We start from the raw sequence: 21,353 nt of genomic DNA, 5'->3' as shown, positions 1-21,353 counted from the left end.
CGAACCTCGCGATGAGGTTCGGGGCTGTCTTGCAACAGGAGCGAAGAACATATGCCTGACAAGGCCATCGGATTGATCAACTCCGCAGTGACCGGCGAGCACCGTGCACGCGACGAACAACTGATCGCGCAGCTGATCCGCTCACGCGGCTACGAGTCAGCGGGACTACTCACCGTCGACGAGAACACCTACATGCCGACGACGTTGATCGTGCACACCGCATCCCAGGTGGGCGCGACAGCGATAGTCGCGCCAGGGCTGGACCACTTCGGTGCCGCAACCCGCGCGGTCGCGTTGGCGTGCATGCTGGTGACGCCGACCCGCACGATAAGTCGCAGGGGGGCCGATGCCTGATACCCCGCAGCAGATCGACTACCGGCAGGTGTTCCAGCAGTTGCGGGTACGGCCGACGGCCGAGCAGCTGACGTACATCTTCGAACGCATGCGGGAGGCTGGCTGGGATACCCCCGCACAACCGAGAGAGGCCGACACAGTCGCGGGCGACCTCCCTCAACGGCGCGCGCAGGTAGGCGAACTGTTCGAGGCCATGAAGAAGCGCATCGCCGAGCAAGACAGCGGCGACGCCGGCGCGGGCTGGGCATGGCTCGAGCAAGCGATAGCCGAGGAGGATATCCACCGTTGACTGAACTGCGGATGCTGCGTGCGGCAGCCGACCTGAGCCGCGAGTACGCCACCTACTGGGTCGGGGTAGAGCAGCTGGTGCGCCGTGCCCGAGAAACGCTGAAATCGCCCCACCTCGACGGCGGGGCGATTCAGGTGGACCGGATAGTGTGCGGCGGTGGAGATCAAACAGGGCGACCGCGTCTATCTCGTCGCGGGCGGGGTGCACGTCTTCGAGGTGCTGGAGATCGGTGCCGCGGGCGACCCGGATCAGGCCCTGGTCCAGGCGGTCGGCGAGGAACGGCCAGGGATCTACCCGTTCGCGACACCCATCCGGTATCTGGTGCCCGCGACCGAGGCGGCTAGTTGACGTTGAACTTCGTCAGCTCGGTTCGTAGCGGACCGCTGGTGGAGACACATTCGAACGTCACCAACGCCATATCGCCTCCGGTTTTGCTGGCGCCCTGTGCTTTCCCGGTGGTGGTCCATCGGCCGCCGGCCTCGGTGGTCGACACGTTCGCCAACTTCACGGGGCGTTGATCGGCGACGTACTTCTCTTCGATCTTTCCCCTGCACAGCTCGACGGCGTAGTCCTTGTCCAACTGGCGGTTCGGGTCGAACGTTGCTGGGGTTTGGTCTTCACGACAGGTGCGGCCGGTGTTGAAGTCGATGCTCGACTTACCTTCAGCCAACCCGGTCTGTGCGGCACCGAGTTTCCCGACCGCGATCTTCGCAACCGCCAGCCGGTTCGCTGCTTTGCTCGGGTCGTTTCCGATGCCGCAGTCCAGGTTCAGGAAGTAGCCGCCCTCAGCATGTGTGGCCAGGACGTTCTTCGTGATCTCCCGATACGCCAGCCTGAGCTGTTCGGTGTCGTCGGTCCATACCAGCGCGGTCAGCTGGCGACCCTTCTCGGAGAACTCGTAACGCGGAGCCGCGGCTTGGGTAGTGCGCGGCGGCGCTGCTGTAGTGGATGGTGTTGACGGACTGGACGTTTCCTCGGCGCTACATCCTGCGATCCCCATCGCCAGGAGTGTGAGTGCCAGCGTCCATGCGCGCTGCATGGGTCGCGATTCTTCCACGGCCGGTTATCGGTTGGGAAGGCGTCCGATGTTACGTCTACGGGACGGCCCTCAGCAGGACTACTCAGGCGGCGCTGGGTAAGAGGCGTTGATCGGAGACTCTGTGATCACACTGTTCTCGTCCTGATAAATAGGCTCAGAGCCTACGCGGTAGACGTAGACGGCGTGCTCGTCTTCCGTCCACAGGCCCTTGATGTTCAAAAGAATCGCCCCTGCCGGAGCGGGCTGATACGCGGGATCGGTCACCGGCGCGATACCGCCGGGTATCACACTCCAGATAAGCCATTTGTCTGTACCTAACTGGTCGACTGAGGCGATATCCGGGAGATTGTAGTACAGGAAGGATTCATCCTCGGGAATATACTGGATATCGACGGGCACGGAATCGCGCGGGAGGAAGATGGCAGTCTTCTCATCGGTGATGGTTACCTTAAGGCGCGATAGTTGCATTACATAACTCCTACGGAATAACGGCGCTAATGGCCTTGATGTATGCGGTCGTACCCTGATAGCTCGGATGGACCGCGTCGCAAGTGAGATGCGCGTCCATATTGGATGCGGTCTGGTAACCACTCGCAGCCAGAGGAACGCTCAGTTGTTTGTCCGCGTCGATTACCCCCGCAATCCCGTACGGACGTTGCGATAGCCACTGATTGAATCGTTTCCTGACCTCCTCCTTCCCCGCAGTTGCTCCGGAGTATGGAGTGAAGTTCACGGTGTAGATCGGAACAGTGGTGCCCACAATGGCTCGGATGTTGGTCAAGCAACTCGTCCAGTCGGCCTGGATCTGGGCCAGCGTCCTAGCTAAGGCCATGTCGTTGCAGCCAATTGCGATGACAGCCGCGTCGAAATGAGCACTACCCGTGCTCTGGCGCGTGTACTCGGTGTGAGATGAGCTCACCAGCGTCTGAGCGGTGATCCCGTACAGCGAGTGGTTCTGGACCATCCAGTCGCCGCGCTGGGCAGCCCATTGATCCCAGAACCGGTCGTACAGCGGAGTGGGGACAATGTTGGTCGCCGCGCCGGTGCTGGAAGTACCCGCCAGAGCGAAACATGGACCTTGCGACCCTTCGGGAATTGAATCGCCCAACACCAGCAGGGCTTTCTTACGGCTCGTGGTGTCGTATTCGATCACGACATCCAGAGGCACCCAGTCGACGGTGCCGCCGGAACTTGCCGTTGCAGCGTTAACGGCTGATGTCGTATCAGCCCACCGCCAGACCTTACCTATACCGGTTTGCAGGGTCTGTGATGAACCGTGACATGCGATCGCAATCAACCAGTCCGTATTGTCCAGCACCTGATCGCCGCCCGCAGTGATATCGGAGCTGGTGTAGTAGGACGTGGTATTGGGAATGGTCCCCGATGTCGCCACGGTTGTGGCCGTGCTACCGAGAAAATTGCCCGTTGGGCCTGCCGTCCCCACGGTTTGCACGGTCGCCTGACCAACCTTGATGCTGTCGATCGTCAGCGAATTTGTGCCATTCGCCGACGTACTGCTGTTGTAGTTCCTGATCTTTATCCGCCATGCCGTGGTAGTGGCGGGCAGACGGAACGGCAGGCGAAACGAGAGATTAGTTACCGACGCCAAGGTAGTAGCAGCGCCACCAACGAAATACGCGCTTTGGCCACCCTGCCCGCCGTTTGAAAATGACAGCGTGCGAGTTACAGAGGGGTAATACCTCAGCGACGAGGCAGACGCCGCGATCCCGTCCTCCATGACATTGAGGCGGGCCGCGCTGATCGGGGAGGCTGTGGACGGGCTGTCTGTCCACGTCTGCTGTGAATACGCCATTAAGGTGCTCCCGGGTAGAGAGTCGTGGACGGATACAGGTCTGTGGCGGGGAACGGCGTGCCGGTCACCGTCGGCACTGCTGCTGCAGCGGTGGATGTCGCAGCGGGGGCGGTGATGTTCGCGTCACCCGAAACGACGGGGACGGATCCAGCCGCGGTGGCCGACGCCTTGGGTGCCACAACCGAACTGCCCGCACCCATGCCCGGAGTCGGGGTTATGGCTGTAGCTGTCACGGTCGCCGGGGCGATGCCGACACCCGCGGACACAACCGGGACGTTCGCCGTGGCAGAGGCTGTGACCACAGAAACGGTGAGCGTCATGTCCGCCACGACCGCCGGCGCATGCGCTGTTGCTGTCGCGGACACCACGACCGGGGAGAGGATCGCGCCACCAGGAGGCGAGACCGTGGGCACGATCGCGATGCCATTGGCAGCTGCGATCGGAGAGGCGACCGTCGCGTCTTGCACGATCGGCAGGGCGTCGGCGTTCGCGGTCGCCACCGTCACGGTCACGATGGCGTCCGCTGTCGCACCCGGAGCAACGCCCGCGGCAGTGGCTTGGGCGTGTGCCGCGAGGATGGACGCCGAGCCAGACACCACCGGAACCGCTGCCGCTGCTGTAGCGGATGCGCGCGGGGATGCGACGGCGGGCGGGGACGACGACACAGTCGTGGCGCGCCCGGTCGCTGTCGCTGCCGCGCGCACCGCAGACACCACCGCTGAGACGCTTTGGTCGTAGAGCAGGTGCTCGACGCCCGCGGCGTCCCAGTAGAAGATCTGGGCGATCAGGTGCTGGGAGGAATCCCAGTAATAGATCGCACTCGGCGCCTGCCCGCCTTTGAAGACAGACACATCACGCCACAGTGACCGAGCACAGGCCGGCCGAATCCCAGGTGATGGTGAGCGTGCCCGCGGTCGTCGAAACGTCGGCGCCGAAATCCACGAACATGATGAGCGGCCGGGTGGCGTCGGTGCCGGGTGTCGAGTCGTACACAACGGCGTACCTGGCAGTCAAAGTAGATGCCGCCCAGGACACATCAGCGCCGTCGAAGGCTAGAGTGTTCGTGCCGCCGGTGTACGACAAGGCGGGCGAGCCGAGCGTGGCGCCGCCGGCGGTGTAGCCGGTGCCGGTGACCTCCGCTGAGACGTCGTCTTTGAAGTCGTGGGTGTCCTGGTCGGGAGTGTACGAGGACGTGCACAGCATCACCTTGATGGTGTCCGCGCTCAGGTCCACTTTTTTGGTAAATGCGCTGTTGAAGAACTTGCCGTAGAACTTCGCACTCACGGCCATGTTTGTTGTGTCCCTTCAGGATTCGCAGGCCCTTCGGGGATGGAGATCAGTAGACGAAGAAAGTGCTGCCCGGGTCAGGCGTGGTGCTGGAGGTGAGGTCGGAGTACTCGGCGGCGGTCATTGCTTGCACCCGAGCGACTCCGCCGCCGTTGATGACGGCCGTCGCTTCCTGTTCGGGAGGGATGGGCAATCCGGCCTCGATCAACGGCCACAGCCTGACGGGCGTCCCCGAATCGGGGATGTCGATCAGATAGGCGCGTTGCCCGATCCGCACCGTCGCCATGCCGGGATCCAGATCTGGGGTGGTAAGGACACCGTCCTCGGCGACGAGGAACACCGGGCGTCGGGTGATCAGCCCTGTGCCAGCGTTGTTTTCGCGCACGATGGCCGATGAGAACTCGAAGTTCGTTTTGTTGTCGGCGCCGCCGATGTCTTCGATCGGCTCTGAGATGACGGTCATTCGACGGGCCCTCTCCAGTTGGGATCGTCCTTGCGCAGAGCTTCGGTGAGGTCGTCGAGGAAACACGAGTGCTGCCCCGGCTGATACAGCCGCTCATACAGCGCCCCATGTTTTTCGCCGGTTATCTCCATGAATGCCTTGTTCGCTTCGAGCAGCTCAAGGAACCAACGGACCGCGGCGGTACGCTTCGCGGCGGTGCCGGGCTTGCCGTCGATGTGGAATCCCTGCGGGTCGTAGCCGGGGTCGTCCGCGCGGATCGCGTCGAACAAAGCTGGCACGATCCGGTTGTGCAGTGCCTTCACGTCGTCAGGTAGGGCGTCAATGCCGATGTGTCGGCGAATCCCGAACCCGTCGAGAGCCAAGGAGTAGTAGAAGTTTTTGACGTTGGCGAGCCGATCGGGCATCAAATCTCCCGCAGGTAATAGAACGGCAGTTTCGTAGAGGCCGAGTAGTTCAGGCTGGCTTCGGCGATCGACGAAGGGATCGCCGCATATGTCCCCGAATAGCAATACTGCTTCCGAGGGAACAATCCGCCCGTATCGCGGCTGATATCGGTGATGCGCGTACACATCAGGCTTGCCGCGCTTTGGAACGCGCTCGTATCCTGCAACACCCCGACCGCGTAGACCTCGTCCTGGGAAGCCGTCACGGTTACGCCGAGGTTGAAAATGTGTTCGGTGTTTTGGGTGGTGATGCTGGCTTTAAGGTTCGAAGTTGCTGTCGCCGTGTTCAATAATGTCAGAGCGCCGGTAGATGCATTCATCCGGAACACGCCCAGATACGCGCCAGTTATGCCCGCGAATGTCGCGGAATCCCCGGTGATAAATCCGGCGTGCGAGAATTGACAGTCCTTGGTGACCCGGATGAATCCGATCTCCAGGAAGTCATTTCCGTTGCCGGATGGTTGATAGTCGGGGATCGTCGCGTATTGGGACACAGAGTGGGAATGTGAGCCGGTTCCGCTACTCGAACCGGTAGTGGAGTTGACGACCTTGACGAGCGAGGCGCGGGGGAAGGTCGCCTGCTCCTTCTGATTCATGGAATGCCAGATCGCGGAGTTGATCGGGATCTCTTCGACGTCGGGTTTCCCGGCGAGTGGGGTTTTCACCTCGTCGTCGAGTTGCTCCTCGGCGCCGGTGACGGCACCTACGATGCCGCCGGACATTGCAGCCTTCGCATCGTCGACGGTCTTGGTTTGCAGCGCATGGAACAGCCCTACGCCTAGAGCCCCAGGCGGTGACCCTCCATCAGGAGCGGTCAAGACTCATCACCTCCCCGAGAGAGTGATCACGACCGTGACGGCGGCGATCAGAATGGTGAGTAGCAACCCGAATCCGCCGACGGCGACGCCGATCCATAAACCGGCGCTGGCGCCTTTGGCTTGCGTTTCGACGATTTGCGTTTTCCCGCCCGCCGTCAGGTATTGGGCCTGACGTAAGTCGGCAATGTCTTTCTGGATCGGTTCGAGTGCCGCCGCGAGCGCGGCGCGCATTGCCTCCGCCGCGGTCGAGACTTGCCCGGCCAGGGTGGTGGCCCGGTTGTCTGCCACCTCCGCAGCACGCTGTACCGCGTTGACGTCGACTTGCCGGATGGCGTTGATGCGGTCGGCTTCGGCTATCCGCATTCGTTCCGCGTGCAGTTCGCGCAGATCGGCTATCTCTCGAACATGTCGCGCTTCAGCGTCACGCAGATCGTCCTGCCGTTTGATTGCAGCCTCGACCAGCTGCAGGACGTTCTGGGTGGGGTCGATAACGGGTCGGCCAGACGCATCGACACCCGGACCAGGTTCGGCCACTCAGCACCGCTGGAATGGTTTGTCGGCCCGCAGACGGCTGTTCTGTTCTTGCCGCGCCCGGTTCTCCTCATACGTTGCCACGTACTGACGCAACGCCTCGATAGCTTCCGGCCGGTTCGCGCCAGCGGGATTCTCCGACAGCTCCAGCCACTCGCGAGCCCACCGATAGGTGGCCTCGTCGTTCTCGCGGCGTGCCGCTTCTGTGTCGCCCGCGATCGACGACCGATCTATTATGGTGTCCCACAACCTGTCACTGCATGTCCGGTAGCGGTAGCTGACCGTCGTGATCTGCACCAAACCCACCAAAACCATGCAGGTCATCAAGACAACTAGCCAGCGTTGCGCAGCCCAATGCAGCGCCTGCCTGGGATTTGCTTCCCGGATACGCTGGCGAAGTGGGCGGCTATCTATTACCAGCTCGAGGGCGGGTTCGCCGTCATCGGTGCGCACTCTCCGGAATCCCAGAAAGTATCCAACCGGCAGGCCACCAGCCGCGCCGATCGCGCAACCAACAAGCAAGCTCCAATCAATCATCCTCGTCACCACCGCGTTTCGGGGTTTCACCGTTCTTCGGATTCTTGGCCTTGAGGTATAGACCAAATAGCGCAGTGATAACGGTTGTCATCACGCCGGTTATCTCAATCGGAGGCCGAAAATTTGGTTGCCAGAGGGGCCAAAGGACCACGGCTACGAACCAGCCGACAGAAACGGCGATCGTAATTCCAGCGATCAATCTCAATATAAGGGTCTCGTTCACCAGCCACCACCCTCCACCCCCGATCGCTGCCGAAAGTTGTAAGCCCCGAAGTGTTATTTGACAATTCGACTTACTCCGCGTGCCGTCCGCGCGATTCTGCTGCCGCCTGGAGTACTTCCTGGACCTGCGACAGAACGTCGAGGCCGGGCTGACCGAAGCGCTCGCCGACCTGATCGCGAACCTGGTCAACGGTGGCCTCTACTGCTGTCGTGACGTGCGCGCCAGGAGTGACCTGGGCGCGCGCCACCTCGATACCGACCGGTCCGAGGATCAGCAAGGCAACCGCGGTGATCAGGTCAGCGGCGTCGGTGTCGATCGTGCCCCTTGCGACGAGCCAGCCGATCAGCGCGATAAGAGCGGGCCACAGGATCATTCGTACTGGCTCATTGCCGCGGAGCCCGCGCAGGTAGTCGATCGGATTCATCGCTGGCCGCCTTCGACCTGGGCGAACACCGCGCGTGCACCCTCGTCGCCCCTGTCGGCTTCGCGCTTCACCAGCGTGACCGCCCACTCCACACCCTTGAGGGCCTCGCGTTCGACGTGCTCCTCATGGATACGGGCGTCGATGTTGAGGACGAATCCGGCGAGCGTGTCGACCGGGTTGTCGTCGGTGCGGTACTTCGACCGCGAGGGGAACCGCTTACTCAGTTCGTCATCGGACAGGGACATGACGGCCTCCTTCAAGGTGGTGTTGGCGTATTTGTCGACCGCAGTCGCGAAGCGGTCCCACACGAACCCATCGCCGACATCTGTGTGGCTGCCGATCCCGAGCCCAGAGGTGATGGCCCAGTGGTCGGCGATGCCGGACTCGCCGCGGCCCAGCTGCTCGGGCGAGATGATGCGCGGCGGGATGCCGTACTTCAGGCAGTCTTTCACCGCGATATAGGCGGCGATGTCGATGGCGCGGCCCATGTTCTCGATCCACTGCGTCGGACCCCAGTCTGCGCGGCTGCCAGCGAAGCAGAGATTGATCGCGCGGTTGTTGGCGTCGAGCACCGACCAGGACGCCATGTCCGTGTCAACCACGTCGACGACCGTGCCGCCGTTGTCGACCGTGTAGTGGTAGGACACTCCACTGCCAGGGTTCTGCAGATAGCCCGCGAGCGACTGTGCGGTGCCGTCACCTTCCTGGGTGTGCAGCAGGAACCAGATCGGTTTCGCGGCGCCCCTGGAGCTGCAGTTGGGCGAGACGCCTGTCTGGTCGATTTCGTTGAAGTCGGGCTTGCTCACCACGATTGCCTCTCCGTCCGGGGCTGGTGCGGCAGCCGACCACTGGCCGAAGCCTGGCTTCAGGACGTTGTTCACGTCGACGCCGACGCCACCGACCTGACGCCTGTCGATCTCGGATTGATGCAGGTGCGCGGCCGGATGCACGAACCCCTTCGGGGTTCCCCAGTTGTGCTGCCAAAACCAGGTGGCCGCTTCGTCTTCCAGCGCCCAATCGATGCAGGCAGAGTTGCCGTACATGCCCGTCCGCCCGAGCCCGACGATTGATGCCCAGCCACGCAGGAACGGCGCGATGTAGGTGTTCCACTCCCGCAGGGTGGGGTTGTCATCCACCGGCGCATAGATGGGCGTGCTCGGTGGGCCGCCTGCCTGCTCATGGAAGGAGGCAGCGATCTCAGCGTGCCTGACGCCAGCGTCGTAGCCGCCGCGCCAGTCCGCGGTCGGACCTTTGCCGAACTGGTAGCAGGAAACGATTTCCAGCCCGGCGACGCGCAGCTGGTCGCAGTAGTCGCGCGTCGCTGGCTTTGCCAGCATCCATTCCGCGCCCGGCCGGCGGGCGGACATATACAGGACGGCGCCCGCGTATCCAGCGTCCTTGATCGCCTGCGGAGCAATCAGGGCAGCGGAGAAGTCGAGGAGCTGCATCACAGCACGATGAGCACGATGATGCAGACGATGACCACGGCCAGTCCGATCCAGCCGATGCGCATCACGGCCGCCAACGCCCGAGCAGCAGCATTGCGAGGATGACGCAGTCGAGAATGACGCCGAGAATGATCCACGCGTGGTCAGTCATGGCATTGCCTTTCCGGTGGGTAATGTCCTGCCGCCCAACGACGGCGGGAACTGTGACAGGACTGCGGGGCGCGCGAGCCCTCGGCGCTCGGCGGCGAGGACGCGGCCGATCTCGCACGGCTCCGCGTCAGCGAGCAGGGCTAGGACTTCCTCCGACGAATAGTCGCCAGGGTCGAAGCTCATCCGTCGAGCCCCATATGTGCGGCGATCCGGTCGGCCACATCGCGGCCTACGCGGCTACCTGCGTGCAGGTTGGACATGCCCAGGTTGGTGAGCACCTCGAGCAGCTCGGACACGGAGGTCTTGAGCCGGTCAGCCAGCGTCGCCACCGTGTACTGCATGGCGGGCGGGCCGGGCCGATCCTTGCCTGCTGCGATGTCGTCGATGCCCAGCTCCGCCAGCACCGCGGCGTGGATATCGGCGCGGTCCTTCTGTGGCAGCGCGAGCATCATGTCCTTGATGGTCTTGCGCTGCGGCTCTGGGGCGTCGAGGTCGACCCACGATCCGGCTGCCATGTGCGGGTTGACCGCGTTCTCTGGGGCCTGCCACTTCTGGGTGGGTTCGTTGACGACGTCGCCGCCGAGCACGCACATCCGCCAGGACTGCATCTCCCAGTACTCGGCGGGCATCATCAACGGAGCACCCCGCATGCCCGGCATCGCCGTGAACATCCACAAAAACTTCTGGCGAGGGTTGCTCAGGTCGCAGTTCGTACGGAGCGGGACACCGGTCCCGTCCCACGCCGGCCACTGATGGAAACTCTTGCCGCCGATCTTGCCGCCGACGATGTTGCCGAGCGCCTTGTCCTGCGAGGCTTTCTTGGTCTTCTTCTCGCGTTCGCGGGCGCGCCGTTGCTGCCGTGTTTCTTCCATGCGCAGGCCCCCCAGTTTAGTTAGGTCGTATTGGGTTTCTTCCAATAGCGGCTTGCCCGGTTCTCCGCGTACCAACGATCCCACCGGATCTTGCGGCAAACTCGACACACGCGCCCGCCCTTGGCGTGCGTCGTTGTGTTCTCGGGAGTGAACTCATGACCTCGTTTGCAATGGGTCAGACGGGAATGATGATGGGTGCCGTGTTCGACCTGGTCTATGGTGTTCTCGGATACTGAACCCCACGCCAAATTTTCTAGTCGGTTGTCCGTCCTGACGCCGTTCAAATGCCTGCACTGTTTTTCGTCACCGGTCGGTTGCCCAACGAAGGCGAGTAATATCAAACGGTGCACATGGTGCGGGCGGAATTTGCCATTCATCGTCAGGGTCAGCGTCGGATAACCTGTGCTCTTCTGCACATGAATCTTCATTAGTCGGGGCTGTCTGAACTTCAGACTTCGCACGCTCCCGATGTTGCTGACTTCGTAATCCCCACCGAATCCTGGAATTGGTTTCCAGATCTCTTCCATATCCAACAGTTTAGCATTTCTAGCATTAGAACTATCTAGAATAAACCGAGCTGCTGAAGTGCGTCGGTGAACTCCTCGAGCTGCTCGAACGCCGCCGCGACAGGGTCTCGGATCTCCGCATCGGACCCGATCGTGATGGTCCACGTCGGTTGGGTTTGCCGGTCCCAGGTGAGTTGGACTTTGGAGACGCGGTCCATGTAGATGCGGCCGGTGCGATCGCCGCGGATCGTGAATCCGCAGCGGTCATCCAGCCATACGTGCCCGGCTTCGCCGATGACGAACGGGCTGGCATCACGCGCACCGAATTGGACGGTGTCGAAAGCCCTTGTCTTCCAGAAACCAGCACGCAGGACCAGCAAGGAGGAGAGGGTGTACGCCTTTCCGCCGCTGGCCTGGAACAGTTCGAAGTAGCGGGTCCAGCCTTGGGTTGCGGCGCGTAATGCACTGCGCGCCACCATGAATGCGAGCAGCGCATCTGTATAGATAGGGGCCAGCAGGGCGTCAGCACTACCCCCAAGGGCGGGAACAATGATCGCTGCCGACAGGAGGTCGAAGGCCATTTGTATTGCGGCCGAGATAAGTTCATTGACTGGCGAGATCGCCGGTGCCCCAACCCTTTACGAGTTGGGGCACCGACGACCCCCGGCATCGAGTGCCCGCCTGTGACGACTTGGATGCCCTTGCTGTGTGTTCTTCGGTATTTGTATCTGTCGAGTCCTGATATCTCACCGTCGCGCCATACAGCGAACGGCAAGATTTTCTGTGTTCGCGGTGGCGCGTTGGGGTCGTAGTACTCGGGCGGGATGGTCGCGCCGGTGATGATCGACGTGGTGCTGTCGATCATGTCGCCAACGAATTCGTCGACCGTACGAATCAGCCCATCCCAGATCGTGCCGCCATGCGAGGTACCGGAATAGGTTCCGGACCGGTCTTCGAACCGTACGATCCTGGTGCCCGGCCGCAGGTTCGCGCCCGGCCACGGTTCGGGATCGCCCTCCATGAAGATGTCGATCTGCGCGCAGACTTCGCCGTCGTCCATCATCGGCTTGGCGAGCGCGGCGAAGTTTTTGAACCTGCTGATGGCGATGCCCCACAGCACACCGGAGGCCATGGCCTCGATGAACGAGATGGGTTTGACCACCATCGAATACGTGGACTGGTCGAGGTCTCCGCGCTGCGCGCCGTCCATGGGATCGGAGGCGACCGCCCAACTAGATCCGGCCTCACGCTGGATTTGGAGGTCGAGCATCAAGGACAGAACCCACGTAATCGGACCCGGGCAGATGAACACCTGCGGCCACTGGATCCACTCAGGGAACCAAGGGTTTGACCAGCAGCTATACCACTTGAGCCGCTCCATGTCGGTCAAGAATTTGGGGGTGATGATCTGGTCGCCGGTCTTCTCGTCCAGGTCCAGATCGATCGTGTCGATCAATCCGCCGATCCTGCTGCCGCAGTACTCGACGATGATGTTGATGTTCTTGCCCTCGCCGCGGTCGAGGCGTTCCTTCTCCTCCCACAGCCACTGGCCGACAGGCGAATCGAACGGCACCGGGAGTTCGATCGAACCGGTGTCGTTGCTGGGCATGACGAGGTTCTGGCCGTACTCGTTGCGCACCAAATGCTGTAGCCGCATCTCGGCGTCGAACAGGCGGACGACGGGGTCGGCTTGGCGCATGCGTTCTTGGCGGCGTTCCTGCTCGCGGGTCGCCAACCAGATCTGCTCGCACTGGTCTTCGAGGCTCAGGCCGAAGTTGATTTCTGTTGCCGGGGCAGGCATTACTGGCCTCCGATCGGCAACGGCCACAGGCGTGGCATGACCAGCTGAACCATCGCCCCACCGGCGGGTGCATTCGTCACGGACACCGGTAGCTCGAGCGGCTGCGTCCACGGCGGGATCTCGTACTCGAAATACATGCCCGGCACTGGCATTTGGCCGAGCATGTTCGTGCCGTGCGCGTCACGGATCATCAACGCGTCCGGATCAAGATCGACAGTGGCGCCGCCCTGCACTGTGCCGATCGGTGCGATGAGGATGTCACGCCCGCTGTCATCACGACCGGTGCGCTTCGAGGAACCGATGAACCGGTGATGCTTCGGTCCTTCGATCGACCGGTCCGGCAGCGTCCAATCCCCGCGGGTCAGGATCCACTTGTGGAACATCGGGATCGGGGTTGGGTTCCAGACCGGCACAGTGCCGCTACCCGAACTACTGCCTGTCGACCATGTCGAGATCTCGGGCGTCTCGTAGTAGAACGGGTTCCCTGCACGCAGCGGAAGGACCGGGTCGGCGTGCTGACGTCGCACCGGATCGGTCGGCGGGTCGAAGTCGATGTGCTGACGTAGCTGCACATCGATATCGCGGGTCGACTTCTGTGAGATCACCTGTATACGCGGCAGGACCGCGTCGAAGTCGTAGTCGTCTTCGCGGAAGTCGAAGGCGTTGCGGAACGCCGACATCAACGATTCTTGGTCGCCACCCGGAACCCGAGACGCCACGAGATGGAATCCCAGGTCGAGGTCACGTGGGTCGTACCATCGGCCGCGGGGTTTGCCGCCACGCTGGCGGGCACCGGACGCCCACGCTGTGCGCACCGGTGGATCCCACACGCCTTTCATCGCGTTGTAGGCACACCACACGCCTTCAGCACCGGCACCGTCACCGTGCACATGCCAGGTTGATCCGTCACCGCCGTGCAGGATCACTGTCAGCCCGGCCACTAACGCCTCCCGAACTGTGCAATCGCGGTGTTCTGCTGCCCGATGGCCTTCTTCACTTCCGCCGCCGCAGCATTGGTAGCGGCTTCCCAAACCGCCGACACGAGCGCTTGAATCCCGCCACCAGATCGGCGCAACCCGACATCGCCGAGAAGCTGATCGATGTTGGCGTCGAGGAATCCCTGTCCGGCTTGCGCTGCCCTGCCAGGTACAGATGCCAGCACCTGGTCCACGGTCTGAACGTTCGAGCCACCAGAGGTAGACGCTTGCGGTGCGAACGACTCCGACGACGTCGCCGTGGTATCGCTACTCGCACCGCCGGTGCTGCCCGTGAGTGCACCGCCGACGATCCACACGGGTGTGACGCCTGCGGGGATCGCGCCGCCGCCGGCCGAAGTGCCGCCTGCGCCTGCCGCGCCGCCGGTCCCGCCGCCGCCGAGCGCACCGGATCCGCCCAGCCCACCTGCCCCGCCGCCGGTGGCCGATCCGCCGCCGAGATCGCCGCCGCGCAACAACGCGGCAGGGATGTGCATGCGGTTGGTGAACATCGGATCGTTCGCGCCGACCGGGCCGCCGATGATGACGCCATCGGTGCCGTTGGATTCGACGTTGGTGCCGTCGCCCAATGTCATCGCGGTGTGGCCGCCGCCGGGGCCACCGTTGTACCAGCCGACGCTGATATCCCCTGACCCGCCGAGCCCGGACAGTGCACCCTTGGCTGCCAGCCATCCGCCTTCGCTGGCTGTGGCCATCCGTTCGGAGAACGCTGGAAGCCCGAGTGCGTCGTTGACGACAGCAGAAACCAGGCCGGAGCAGTCGATCGATGACTTCGAGAATCCGCCCAACTCGTAGACGGCGGGATCCATCGACTGGGCGAACGCTTTACCTGGAACCAGCCCGCCGGTGGCGAACCCCGGCACCATCCCGTGCAGCAACTCCGGCGGCGGTACCCAGCCAGCGTTGATCGCGTCCAGGAACGGGATGGTCGCCGGGTTCACGGCTTGAGCTCGGGTGATGTAGGCGAGGTGTTCCTGGTCGGAGATGCGGACCAGGTTGGCGTCGTCGGTGGGGCCACCCTGCCCGCGGAACACGCCGCCGCCAGCGAGACCGGGCGGTATGTCGTGGACCTTCGACAATGTCTCGACCGGGATGGACTGGTTGAAGCTGACGTATCCCTTTAACGGCAGGACGCGGCCGGTGTTGTTGACGATGAACGCGTCGAGCTTCGCCTGCCCGTCAGCGGTGTCGGCGGTGACGTGTACCTCACCGTTCGGCAAGGTGGTGACTTTGAGCCCCATCGCCTCGAGACGGGCAGTGGCTTCGGGGGTGTTGTCCTTGAGGATGATGTCGTGCTCGGTCGGGATCGCGGTGACTTCCTGGCCCAGCGCGCGAAATACCTCTTGGGCGAGGCGAGTGCTCTCGATGTTGTCGTGGACGCTCTGGCCCAGCCCGGCAAGCGCTGGGCGCGCGGTGTTGTCGATTCCGTCAGCGATGGCTCGCGCACCGTCGGCGACACCCCGGAATTTGTCGTCCAAACCTTGGACGGACTTGCCGAGATTCTCCAGGTCGCCGTTGTGGGTGAGCTTTCCGAAGACCTCGGCGACCTTGCCGACTGGATCCAGGACCATGGCCAGCAACGGCGCGGCGCCTTCAGCGAAGTTCGCGAGGGCGCGCAGGCTGGACGACGAAAACGCGAGGAAAGCATCCGCGCCCTTGAACGCGAAATCCACCACACTACCCAGGAATCCCAGGATCTCGGGCTGATGAGTGCTCACCCAGTCGGCGACCTTCGCCAGTTCCGGCCCGAACGCCTTCGCCAACGCCGAAGAGATCGCGTCCGTGCTGATCTGGATGCTGCGCTGCGCGCTCTCGATGGAGCCCGCGGCGTTGTCACCCATCGTGTTCATCGCGGCACCGGCCGCACCCGCGACGTTGCCGAGGCTCGCCGCAGCGTCGTCGAGGTTGAACTGGTCGAGCGCACCACCGAGGTCTTCGAACTGGGTTCCGAACAATGCCAGTGCGACCTTGTTCTTCTCCAGCGGGTCTTTGATCTCGCGGATCTTGCCGAGCAGATCCCCGACCGCGCCGCGTGCTACCGATCCGCCTTGCGCGAACTTCTTCGCCAGATCGTCAGAATTGAACCCAAGCGTCTGGAATGCCTCCGTCGTGGAGTCGCTTCCATCGACGACACGAATGGAGAATTCTTTGATCGCGTCGGCGGCGACGTCGGTGTCGCGCGCGCCTGCGAGCACGGCCTGATTGATCAGGCCGACAGCTTCCGGACCGGACAGTCCGAGCTTACGGAATTGGGTGCCGTATTCCGTGATCGTGTCCAAGAAGTCCTCGGACACGTTCAGCCCGTTTTGCTCTGCGGCGGTGAACAGGTCGAAAGCCTCGGTCGCCGACCCTGCGATTCCGGTCTTGACGGCCTGACCTGCAGCTCGGGCGACGGCGGGGATTTCCTCGCCCATCAAGTCCGAAACGCTAGTCAGCTGTTGAATGATCTGCTGCGTTTCCTGCGCGGTCCCCGACCGGTCCAGCAGACCGCTGTTGATCGCCCGCCGGGCGACGTCGATGTTGCTTTCGACCGATTCGCCGAAGTTGCTGGCGAACGCTTGCCCTGCGGCGAACCCGATCTTCTGCATGGTCGCGTCGTCAACGCCGAGGCGGGCCTGGTTCAGGTCCAGTACCTTCTCGCGTTCCATGCCCTGCTGCAGCGCCTTGATGAACAGCCCGCCGGCCGACACCCCCGCAAGAGCGAACGCCGAGCCGAGGACTTCCCCGACAACACCACCCTTGATGCCTTTGAGTCCGTCGAGGATGCCACCCGCTGCTTCTTGGCCGCCGTGCTGTCCAGCGCCGCGCCCGGCTTGGCCGAACGACTGCTCCATCTCACGGCCGGCCTGGTTGGTCGCTTGCCCCATCGCGCGCCGGAGGTCGTCGCCCGCGCGGTCGAATGCCCGGCCGAGGGTCTGTTCCATGTCGCGGCCGATGCGGTCGATCGCTTGTGCCGCGTCTCGGGCGAGGTGACTGGTCTCGGCGTATAGGGAGACGTGCGCCGCAGCGAGTTCAGCCGACACTTATCACCGCCCTATCCAAAGTGTTGTTCCAGGTAGGCGTCCATCTCGTTGAGAGGGAGCGCTTCGCGGCCGACAGTGCGGGCTTCTTCGGGAATCGCTTCCTCGGCGGCGCGTTCACGCCGGAGGCGAACCACCGCGGAATTCTCGGGCAGCCATTTGATCCAGCAGCGGAGCTCGAACCACGACAGCCGGACCCCGATGTCATGAAGGTGATATCCGCGGTCGATAAGGTCGGCGGTTAACGCCTCCTCGTGTTCTCTTATGAACTCTCGGAGGCCGAGGATTCCCCCGTTGTCACCTTGGATGCTGCGTACCAGGCGTCTCGCAGTGCGGTGAGTTGATCGCGAGACAGGCCCTCGAATAATGCCTTCGGGAGCTTCGGTTCAGCCTTGAAGAACAGGATGCGGATGTACTCGGTGAACCCGACATCGCTGATCTTTCCTGTGGACATGTCCTCAAGGAATTTGGACGCATCCGACGACAGATACTCGGCTTTCGGGATCGAATACGTCTTACTCTTGAGCTCGAACTCGAACCGGTTCTCCGGCTTGCTGCCGCCGGGTTCGGGGATTTGGAAAACCATTGGGGTGCAGGCCCTTTCATTTCCTCGCAAGCCCTAGGGCCCGACGGCGCGGCGGGCCTGCGAGGTAGACCGCGCCGCCGGGGATCGTGAGGTTAGACGTAGGTGACGCCGGTGTACGACGCGGACGGGCCGGTCGCATTGGTGACGATCACCGCGTAGGTGCCAGCTGACTGGGCCGGGGCCGTAAAGACCAGGGTCTGGTCGTTGACGACGATGAACTCAGCAGCGGCATCGCCATCGACTGTGACGCCGGTGGTGCCGGTGAAGTTGGTGCCGGCGAGGGTGACCAGGTCGCCGCCAGCAGCCCCGACGGTGGCCGGGAGATCGGAGGAGATTGTCGGCACCGACGCGGCGGAGCCGTCGTCGTAGTACCGGTATGCCTTCCGGCCGCTGGAGTCCTTGTAGCACTCGAGGGTGACGTCGAATGCCTGCAGCGCGTTGCGGACGAACGGGTCTTCCTTGACGCCGGTGATCTGCCCCAGGGGGACCGCGATGCGAGTCCTTTTGTCGCCGTCTTTCATGTCGAACACCCACGGGTGAATCGCCAGCGGAGAACCGGTCTCGAGGACTGTCGTCAGACTGCCTACGGTGCTGACGTTCTCGTCACCGAACACCTCAGCGAGGACGTCGCTGTCGAACGTGGCGTACAGCTTGAACTGGAACTGCGCCGAATGCTTATCCTGCGGCGAGTAGATGAGGTCCCCAGCCCAGTCGTAGATAGGGCTGGAGCTGCGTTCACCGGACGGGCGCAGACCGTCGTCGGCGACGTAGCCCAGTTTGGTGAAGCTCGAGGTGGATCCCGAAACGCCAGTCGGGAGCGTAGTGCCCGCGGCGGTGACGAGGACACCGCCGGTGGCCAGCGGTGCGCCTACGCCGATCTTGGCAACGGAGTTTCCGGCCATGTGTATTGTGTCCCTTCAGGATTCGCAGGCCCTGATGGGGATTTCTTCTTGTTCTCCTCCGTTGCCGGGGGAAGTCAGATGACGCTGCCGCGAACCAGCAGGTCGCAGGTGAACTGGTAGCGGGGGCCAACGTCGGGGTCGTCGAGGTGCACAGGGCCGCCGACGGTGACGACCTCGGCGACGTACACGCCGCCGCTGGTTCCGCCTTCCATTGCGCGAGTGAGGGCGTACGCGAGGCGTGCCAGCCCGTAGGCAGCGGTCTCAGTGAGGTCCCAGCATTCGACCAGCAGCCGTACATAGAAGTGGATGTCGGTCTGCTCGACCATGTTGACCAGCGAGACTCGGGCCATCCGATCCGGGCGGTTCGTCGGCACCCTCGTGCCGACGCGCGCGGTCTCGCTGCGGGACACGAACGCGGCTTTGAGGTACGCCACATACATGGTTTCGGCGTCCGGGGGCGCGACGACCTCACCCACCTGCAGCCCCGAAATTGCGGATCAGGGTGTTTTCGCGGGCATTCTCGACCATCGCTTCAGGGGTGACGGTGCCGACCTCGATCTGCCAGCGACCTTCCGGCCGGGCAGCACCCTGGTGACTCACCATCCCGTAGCCTTCAGCTTCGCCGCCGCAAGCGTCCAGGACGGCTTGGCCGCGGCGTTCCAGATCAGCGACGACGCCCGCGTCGCGGCGCAGCTCTTTGAATCCGTCGAGGTTCCAGTCGATCCGAACGTTGCTGGTGGCCATGCGCTTCTATCCGTCCACTCGAACCAGGTTCACCGGTTTGCGGCCCGCGGGCCGTCCGGGGCCGCGGTCGTAGTCCTCGGGGAACCCGATCACCTCGTACTCCTGGCCGGCGACAACCATCCGGTCGTGTGGTGAAACCAGGAGCGTCGAATCGACCACCATCACCACGTCGACCTGCACCCGGTCATGACCGGCGACAACGGGTTCCGTCGAGGACGGTGACCACCAGATCGCAGGAATGTTCACGGCCGAAGCCCATGTCGGGATGTCATTACCGTGCGCATCCTGGCCGCCGGTCTCGCTATACACTTTGTGCCCGGCGGTCCAGCGCAGCCGGAACCTCGATCTCATCCGACGTGCTCCAACTTGAACGGACCAAGAATCTCCATCTCCTGCACCGACAGGCCAGGACCCGATCCGTCAGCGAAGGACGCCGACTCGGCGAACGGACCCCAGGTCTCCGACTGAGATTTGAGGGCTTCCGGGTTGTTGTACAGCCGTGACGCCAGCATCAGGCACATGCCTTTCACCACATCCGGAACCGTCGCATACCCGTGGGTGTAGGTGATCGTGACAGAGCGGGCGGTCCGCGGCCAGCATCCAGCACGGATCAACCGCCCGTACTTGGTCCAGTCGTAATCGGTGACGACAGTGAGGGTGTTGCCGTTCTCCACTACCGATGCGACCGCGGTGAGACGCAGGGTCGGCAGCCATAGCGACCGCCCGCCGGTCCCGTCCATCACCTCAGCGGCGACGGTGAGCTCAGTGATCTCCCAACCGCAGAACGACCGGATAGCGCTCGAGGCGACGTTCACGGCGAGCGTGGCAGCGTTCGTATCGATCGAAGACAACTGCAGCCAGTTCTGCAGTTCGGTGGTCGACGCGAATGCCGCCATTACGACCGCGCGACAGGCGAGTTGCTGCCCTCGCTACACACAGCGACTGCGCCGATGACGCCGCCCGTGGTTGTCGACGCCGAGGTGACAACGCAGCGCACATACTGTTGGGTCGACGGGATGTACCCGAACGAGAACACGGCGTCGTCGTGCGCCGCAGCCACGGTCGGCAGTACACCTTGAACCCGCGCGGCCGGTACCGCAGTCCAGTCGGTGCCGTTGACGGATTCCTCCAGAGTGAAGGCATGGGTTCCGTCGGTGACGGTCCCGGTCTGCACCACGAACATCACGGTGCGGAAATCGTTTCCGAAAACTCCGAGGTCGACGGTGGTGCCGTTGGTGGCTTCGTCGTCATCGAGGACGGTCGCTGGCAGGGCGACCCGAACGAGGGTCTTGACGTAGAGGGTTTCGCGCATGTCAGCTCTCCTTGGCGGCCGGTTCGACGGCCGGGTCGGGTTCGGCAGGCCCATCGGCAGGTGAGGCTTTCCTGCCGCGACTGGGGCCACGCTTAGGAGTGGGCAGGGCGCGCATCTCGTCCGGGGCTGCGGTCGCAACTTCGGTGCGGACCGCGACCGGAGGCTCCGGATCGGAACCCGCCATGGCGACGAAGTGGGCACGATGGGACTGGAGGATTGGGTCGTCGCCGTCCACCTCCATGCCGCCGGTGATCGTCTTCTCGCCCGCGGCGGTGTAGTAGATGAATCCGTTGTTGCAGCGGTACTTCATTGGATACTCCTTCGAACCAGGTCGGACATCTCGTCAGGAATCGGGTAGACCGCGAACGGTTCCGGCGGCCTGTCGAGCCATACGTCCCGGTCGATGACGAGGTGAATACGCGGGCGGTCGGTGCGGTTGATGACGGCGTGCGGCGCCCAATGCTCGACCGGGAACGCCTGCCCATCGACCGGGGTGAATGTGTCCGCACCGCACCAATCCCCAGTCGCACTGATGGGGACCTGCCACCGTTCCCGCCACGGCCCGGCGTCGCGATGCGGGGCGATGAATCCGCCGGGCTCGATCCAGGACAGCCACGCCTCGCGGACCGGGGCCAGCGCTTCGAAGACGCAGTCGAATTGTTCTGCGTGGGGCTGGGGTTGCCCGGCGCTGACCAGCACCACCCGCCGGTAGCCGTGGTGTACACGGGTTTCGGCGTAGGTACTGGCCAGCGACCAAGCATCCACGGGCACTGAAGCCAGAGCAGCGCGAAGCCGC

General features: G+C 63.3%; 32 protein-coding genes and 1 pseudogene. 3 read left to right on the top strand and 30 right to left on the bottom strand.

Translation table 11 applies throughout. The features are described 5' to 3' along the window. Positions 1–51 precede the first annotated feature (51 nt). The 3 genes from OG874_RS00670 to OG874_RS00660 all read left to right on the top strand — a co-directional run bounded on the left by OG874_RS00670 (position 52) and on the right by OG874_RS00660 (position 991). On the top strand, positions 52–354 hold the full coding sequence (locus tag OG874_RS00670) for a hypothetical protein (RefSeq protein WP_330253165.1): 303 nt from the start codon (positions 52–54) through the stop codon (positions 352–354). Continuing rightward, complete coding sequence (locus tag OG874_RS00665; protein WP_330253164.1) at positions 347–643, top strand: hypothetical protein; 297 nt, start codon at positions 347–349, stop codon at positions 641–643. Before OG874_RS00670 ends, OG874_RS00665 begins: the two co-directional genes overlap by 8 nt. A 156-nt stretch (positions 644–799) precedes the next feature. Beyond that, positions 800–991: a hypothetical protein gene (locus OG874_RS00660; RefSeq protein ID WP_330253163.1), complete on the top strand. Its 192-nt coding sequence runs from the start codon at positions 800–802 to the stop codon at positions 989–991. Here OG874_RS00660 and OG874_RS00655 read toward each other — a convergent pair. The 30 genes and pseudogenes from OG874_RS00655 to OG874_RS00515 all read right to left on the bottom strand — a co-directional run bounded on the left by OG874_RS00655 (position 984) and on the right by OG874_RS00515 (position 21,328). Next, entirely contained in the window at positions 984–1,643 is a 660-nt protein-coding gene (locus OG874_RS00655; RefSeq protein WP_330253162.1) for a hypothetical protein, read from the bottom strand. The genes OG874_RS00660 and OG874_RS00655 overlap by 8 nt on opposite strands. A gap of 117 nt (positions 1,644–1,760) precedes the next feature. After that, positions 1,761–2,150 carry a hypothetical protein gene (locus tag OG874_RS00650; RefSeq protein ID WP_330253161.1) on the bottom strand — a complete coding sequence of 130 codons (390 nt, stop codon included), beginning with the start codon at positions 2,148–2,150 and terminating at the stop codon, positions 1,761–1,763. Positions 2,151–2,160: 10 nt separating this feature from the next. Beyond that, entirely contained in the window at positions 2,161–3,420 is a 1,260-nt protein-coding gene (locus tag OG874_RS00645) for an SGNH/GDSL hydrolase family protein (protein ID WP_330253160.1), read from the bottom strand. Positions 3,421–3,494: 74 nt separating this feature from the next. Beyond that, the gene (locus OG874_RS00640) at positions 3,495–4,346 is read right to left on the bottom strand and encodes a hypothetical protein (protein WP_330253159.1); all 852 of its coding nucleotides are present in this window, start codon (positions 4,344–4,346) and stop codon (positions 3,495–3,497) included. A gap of 1 nt (position 4,347) precedes the next feature. After that, positions 4,348–4,785 carry a hypothetical protein gene (locus OG874_RS00635; RefSeq protein ID WP_330253158.1) on the bottom strand — a complete coding sequence of 146 codons (438 nt, stop codon included), beginning with the start codon at positions 4,783–4,785 and terminating at the stop codon, positions 4,348–4,350. A gap of 46 nt (positions 4,786–4,831) precedes the next feature. Beyond that, positions 4,832–5,245: a hypothetical protein gene (locus tag OG874_RS00630; protein ID WP_330253157.1), complete on the bottom strand. Its 414-nt coding sequence runs from the start codon at positions 5,243–5,245 to the stop codon at positions 4,832–4,834. Further along, entirely contained in the window at positions 5,242–5,649 is a 408-nt protein-coding gene (locus OG874_RS00625; RefSeq protein WP_330253156.1) for a hypothetical protein, read from the bottom strand. Before OG874_RS00625 ends, OG874_RS00630 begins: the two co-directional genes overlap by 4 nt. Further along, on the bottom strand, positions 5,649–6,506 hold the full coding sequence (locus tag OG874_RS00620) for a hypothetical protein (RefSeq protein WP_330253155.1): 858 nt from the start codon (positions 6,504–6,506) through the stop codon (positions 5,649–5,651). Before OG874_RS00620 ends, OG874_RS00625 begins: the two co-directional genes overlap by 1 nt. Before the next feature lie 6 nt (positions 6,507–6,512). After that, the gene (locus OG874_RS00615; RefSeq protein WP_330253154.1) at positions 6,513–6,869 is read right to left on the bottom strand and encodes a hypothetical protein; all 357 of its coding nucleotides are present in this window, start codon (positions 6,867–6,869) and stop codon (positions 6,513–6,515) included. Between the two features lie 171 nt (positions 6,870–7,040). Further along, complete coding sequence (locus tag OG874_RS00610) at positions 7,041–7,574, bottom strand: hypothetical protein (protein ID WP_330253153.1); 534 nt, start codon at positions 7,572–7,574, stop codon at positions 7,041–7,043. After that, positions 7,567–7,797 carry a hypothetical protein gene (locus OG874_RS00605; RefSeq protein WP_330253152.1) on the bottom strand — a complete coding sequence of 77 codons (231 nt, stop codon included), beginning with the start codon at positions 7,795–7,797 and terminating at the stop codon, positions 7,567–7,569. The genes OG874_RS00610 and OG874_RS00605 overlap by 8 nt, the downstream gene beginning before the upstream one ends. Positions 7,798–7,867: 70 nt before the next feature. Continuing rightward, positions 7,868–8,221, bottom strand: coding sequence for a hypothetical protein (locus OG874_RS00600; protein ID WP_330253151.1), 354 nt, complete (start codon positions 8,219–8,221; stop codon positions 7,868–7,870). Further along, positions 8,218–9,669: a glycoside hydrolase domain-containing protein gene (locus OG874_RS00595; protein ID WP_330253150.1), complete on the bottom strand. Its 1,452-nt coding sequence runs from the start codon at positions 9,667–9,669 to the stop codon at positions 8,218–8,220. The genes OG874_RS00600 and OG874_RS00595 overlap by 4 nt, the downstream gene beginning before the upstream one ends. Beyond that, a complete protein-coding gene (locus OG874_RS00590) occupies positions 9,669–9,806 on the bottom strand; it encodes a hypothetical protein (protein WP_330253149.1) in 138 nt (45 codons plus the stop codon). Before OG874_RS00590 ends, OG874_RS00595 begins: the two co-directional genes overlap by 1 nt. Before the next feature lie 10 nt (positions 9,807–9,816). After that, entirely contained in the window at positions 9,817–10,002 is a 186-nt protein-coding gene (locus tag OG874_RS00585) for a hypothetical protein (RefSeq protein WP_330253148.1), read from the bottom strand. Then, a complete protein-coding gene (locus tag OG874_RS00580) occupies positions 9,999–10,736 on the bottom strand; it encodes a translation initiation factor IF-2 N-terminal domain-containing protein (RefSeq protein ID WP_330253147.1) in 738 nt (245 codons plus the stop codon). The genes OG874_RS00585 and OG874_RS00580 overlap by 4 nt, the downstream gene beginning before the upstream one ends. Continuing rightward, complete coding sequence (locus OG874_RS00575) at positions 10,712–11,218, bottom strand: NUMOD4 domain-containing protein (protein ID WP_330253146.1); 507 nt, start codon at positions 11,216–11,218, stop codon at positions 10,712–10,714. The genes OG874_RS00580 and OG874_RS00575 overlap by 25 nt, the downstream gene beginning before the upstream one ends. A gap of 35 nt (positions 11,219–11,253) precedes the next feature. Continuing rightward, positions 11,254–11,778, bottom strand: a complete 525-nt coding sequence (locus OG874_RS44575; protein WP_442943485.1) for a Gp37-like protein — start codon at positions 11,776–11,778, stop codon at positions 11,254–11,256. 92 nt (positions 11,779–11,870) lie between these two features. Further along, positions 11,871–12,896, bottom strand: a pseudogene (locus tag OG874_RS44570) (Gp37-like protein); the annotation flags it as partial. Between the two features lie 101 nt (positions 12,897–12,997). Next, a complete protein-coding gene (locus tag OG874_RS00565) occupies positions 12,998–13,939 on the bottom strand; it encodes a hypothetical protein (protein ID WP_330253144.1) in 942 nt (313 codons plus the stop codon). Beyond that, the gene (locus OG874_RS00560) at positions 13,939–17,016 is read right to left on the bottom strand and encodes a phage tail tape measure protein (protein WP_330253143.1); all 3,078 of its coding nucleotides are present in this window, start codon (positions 17,014–17,016) and stop codon (positions 13,939–13,941) included. The genes OG874_RS00565 and OG874_RS00560 overlap by 1 nt, the downstream gene beginning before the upstream one ends. A 259-nt stretch (positions 17,017–17,275) precedes the next feature. Beyond that, positions 17,276–17,599, bottom strand: a complete 324-nt coding sequence (locus OG874_RS00555) for a hypothetical protein (protein ID WP_330253142.1) — start codon at positions 17,597–17,599, stop codon at positions 17,276–17,278. A 92-nt stretch (positions 17,600–17,691) separates the two neighbouring features. Continuing rightward, complete coding sequence (locus tag OG874_RS00550) at positions 17,692–18,501, bottom strand: IPT/TIG domain-containing protein (RefSeq protein ID WP_330253141.1); 810 nt, start codon at positions 18,499–18,501, stop codon at positions 17,692–17,694. 74 nt (positions 18,502–18,575) lie between these two features. Beyond that, a complete protein-coding gene (locus tag OG874_RS00545; protein WP_330253140.1) occupies positions 18,576–18,977 on the bottom strand; it encodes a hypothetical protein in 402 nt (133 codons plus the stop codon). Beyond that, positions 18,970–19,245, bottom strand: a complete 276-nt coding sequence (locus OG874_RS00540) for a hypothetical protein (protein ID WP_330253139.1) — start codon at positions 19,243–19,245, stop codon at positions 18,970–18,972. The genes OG874_RS00545 and OG874_RS00540 overlap by 8 nt, the downstream gene beginning before the upstream one ends. 6 nt (positions 19,246–19,251) lie before the next feature. Further along, positions 19,252–19,596: a hypothetical protein gene (locus tag OG874_RS00535; RefSeq protein ID WP_330253138.1), complete on the bottom strand. Its 345-nt coding sequence runs from the start codon at positions 19,594–19,596 to the stop codon at positions 19,252–19,254. Continuing rightward, a complete protein-coding gene (locus OG874_RS00530) occupies positions 19,593–20,141 on the bottom strand; it encodes a hypothetical protein (protein WP_330253137.1) in 549 nt (182 codons plus the stop codon). Before OG874_RS00530 ends, OG874_RS00535 begins: the two co-directional genes overlap by 4 nt. After that, positions 20,141–20,557 carry a hypothetical protein gene (locus OG874_RS00525; protein ID WP_330253136.1) on the bottom strand — a complete coding sequence of 139 codons (417 nt, stop codon included), beginning with the start codon at positions 20,555–20,557 and terminating at the stop codon, positions 20,141–20,143. Before OG874_RS00525 ends, OG874_RS00530 begins: the two co-directional genes overlap by 1 nt. Position 20,558: 1 nt before the next feature. Next, a complete protein-coding gene (locus OG874_RS00520; protein WP_330253135.1) occupies positions 20,559–20,867 on the bottom strand; it encodes a hypothetical protein in 309 nt (102 codons plus the stop codon). Beyond that, complete coding sequence (locus OG874_RS00515; protein WP_330253134.1) at positions 20,864–21,328, bottom strand: aspartyl/asparaginyl beta-hydroxylase domain-containing protein; 465 nt, start codon at positions 21,326–21,328, stop codon at positions 20,864–20,866. The genes OG874_RS00520 and OG874_RS00515 overlap by 4 nt, the downstream gene beginning before the upstream one ends. Between the last annotated feature and the right edge of the window lie 25 nt (positions 21,329–21,353).

Origin of the sequence: Nocardia sp. NBC_00565, assembly GCF_036345915.1 — a bacterium.
Taxonomy (GTDB): domain Bacteria; phylum Actinomycetota; class Actinomycetes; order Mycobacteriales; family Mycobacteriaceae; genus Nocardia.
The sequence above is the reverse complement of the archived record's forward strand: the minus strand, read 5'-3'. Positions and strand labels throughout refer to the sequence as shown.

What these genes read in the sequence shown, in the direction of transcription:
- OG874_RS00670 (WP_330253165.1), top strand. Translation starts at nt 52, where the DNA reads ATGCCTGACAAGGCCATCGGATTGATCAACTCCGCAGTGACCGGCGAG.
- OG874_RS00665 (WP_330253164.1), top strand. Translation starts at nt 347, where the DNA reads ATGCCTGATACCCCGCAGCAGATCGACTACCGGCAGGTGTTCCAGCAG.
- OG874_RS00655 (WP_330253162.1), bottom strand. Translation starts at nt 1,643, where the DNA reads ATGGGGATCGCAGGATGTAGCGCCGAGGAAACGTCCAGTCCGTCAACA.
- OG874_RS00650 (WP_330253161.1), bottom strand. Translation starts at nt 2,150, where the DNA reads ATGCAACTATCGCGCCTTAAGGTAACCATCACCGATGAGAAGACTGCC.
- OG874_RS00645 (WP_330253160.1), bottom strand. Translation starts at nt 3,420, where the DNA reads ATGGAGGACGGGATCGCGGCGTCTGCCTCGTCGCTGAGGTATTACCCC.
- OG874_RS00635 (WP_330253158.1), bottom strand. Translation starts at nt 4,785, where the DNA reads ATGGCCGTGAGTGCGAAGTTCTACGGCAAGTTCTTCAACAGCGCATTT.
- OG874_RS00630 (WP_330253157.1), bottom strand. Translation starts at nt 5,245, where the DNA reads ATGACCGTCATCTCAGAGCCGATCGAAGACATCGGCGGCGCCGACAAC.
- OG874_RS00625 (WP_330253156.1), bottom strand. Translation starts at nt 5,649, where the DNA reads ATGCCCGATCGGCTCGCCAACGTCAAAAACTTCTACTACTCCTTGGCT.
- OG874_RS00615 (WP_330253154.1), bottom strand. Translation starts at nt 6,869, where the DNA reads ATGCGGATAGCCGAAGCCGACCGCATCAACGCCATCCGGCAAGTCGAC.
- OG874_RS00610 (WP_330253153.1), bottom strand. Translation starts at nt 7,574, where the DNA reads ATGATTGATTGGAGCTTGCTTGTTGGTTGCGCGATCGGCGCGGCTGGT.
- OG874_RS00600 (WP_330253151.1), bottom strand. Translation starts at nt 8,221, where the DNA reads ATGAATCCGATCGACTACCTGCGCGGGCTCCGCGGCAATGAGCCAGTA.
- OG874_RS00595 (WP_330253150.1), bottom strand. Translation starts at nt 9,669, where the DNA reads ATGCAGCTCCTCGACTTCTCCGCTGCCCTGATTGCTCCGCAGGCGATC.
- OG874_RS00585 (WP_330253148.1), bottom strand. Translation starts at nt 10,002, where the DNA reads ATGAGCTTCGACCCTGGCGACTATTCGTCGGAGGAAGTCCTAGCCCTG.
- OG874_RS00575 (WP_330253146.1), bottom strand. Translation starts at nt 11,218, where the DNA reads ATGGAAGAGATCTGGAAACCAATTCCAGGATTCGGTGGGGATTACGAA.
- OG874_RS44575 (WP_442943485.1), bottom strand. Translation starts at nt 11,778, where the DNA reads ATGGCCTTCGACCTCCTGTCGGCAGCGATCATTGTTCCCGCCCTTGGG.
- OG874_RS00555 (WP_330253142.1), bottom strand. Translation starts at nt 17,599, where the DNA reads ATGGTTTTCCAAATCCCCGAACCCGGCGGCAGCAAGCCGGAGAACCGG.
- OG874_RS00550 (WP_330253141.1), bottom strand. Translation starts at nt 18,501, where the DNA reads ATGGCCGGAAACTCCGTTGCCAAGATCGGCGTAGGCGCACCGCTGGCC.
- OG874_RS00540 (WP_330253139.1), bottom strand. Translation starts at nt 19,245, where the DNA reads ATGGCCACCAGCAACGTTCGGATCGACTGGAACCTCGACGGATTCAAA.
- OG874_RS00535 (WP_330253138.1), bottom strand. Translation starts at nt 19,596, where the DNA reads ATGAGATCGAGGTTCCGGCTGCGCTGGACCGCCGGGCACAAAGTGTAT.
- OG874_RS00530 (WP_330253137.1), bottom strand. Translation starts at nt 20,141, where the DNA reads ATGGCGGCATTCGCGTCGACCACCGAACTGCAGAACTGGCTGCAGTTG.
- OG874_RS00525 (WP_330253136.1), bottom strand. Translation starts at nt 20,557, where the DNA reads ATGCGCGAAACCCTCTACGTCAAGACCCTCGTTCGGGTCGCCCTGCCA.
- OG874_RS00520 (WP_330253135.1), bottom strand. Translation starts at nt 20,867, where the DNA reads ATGAAGTACCGCTGCAACAACGGATTCATCTACTACACCGCCGCGGGC.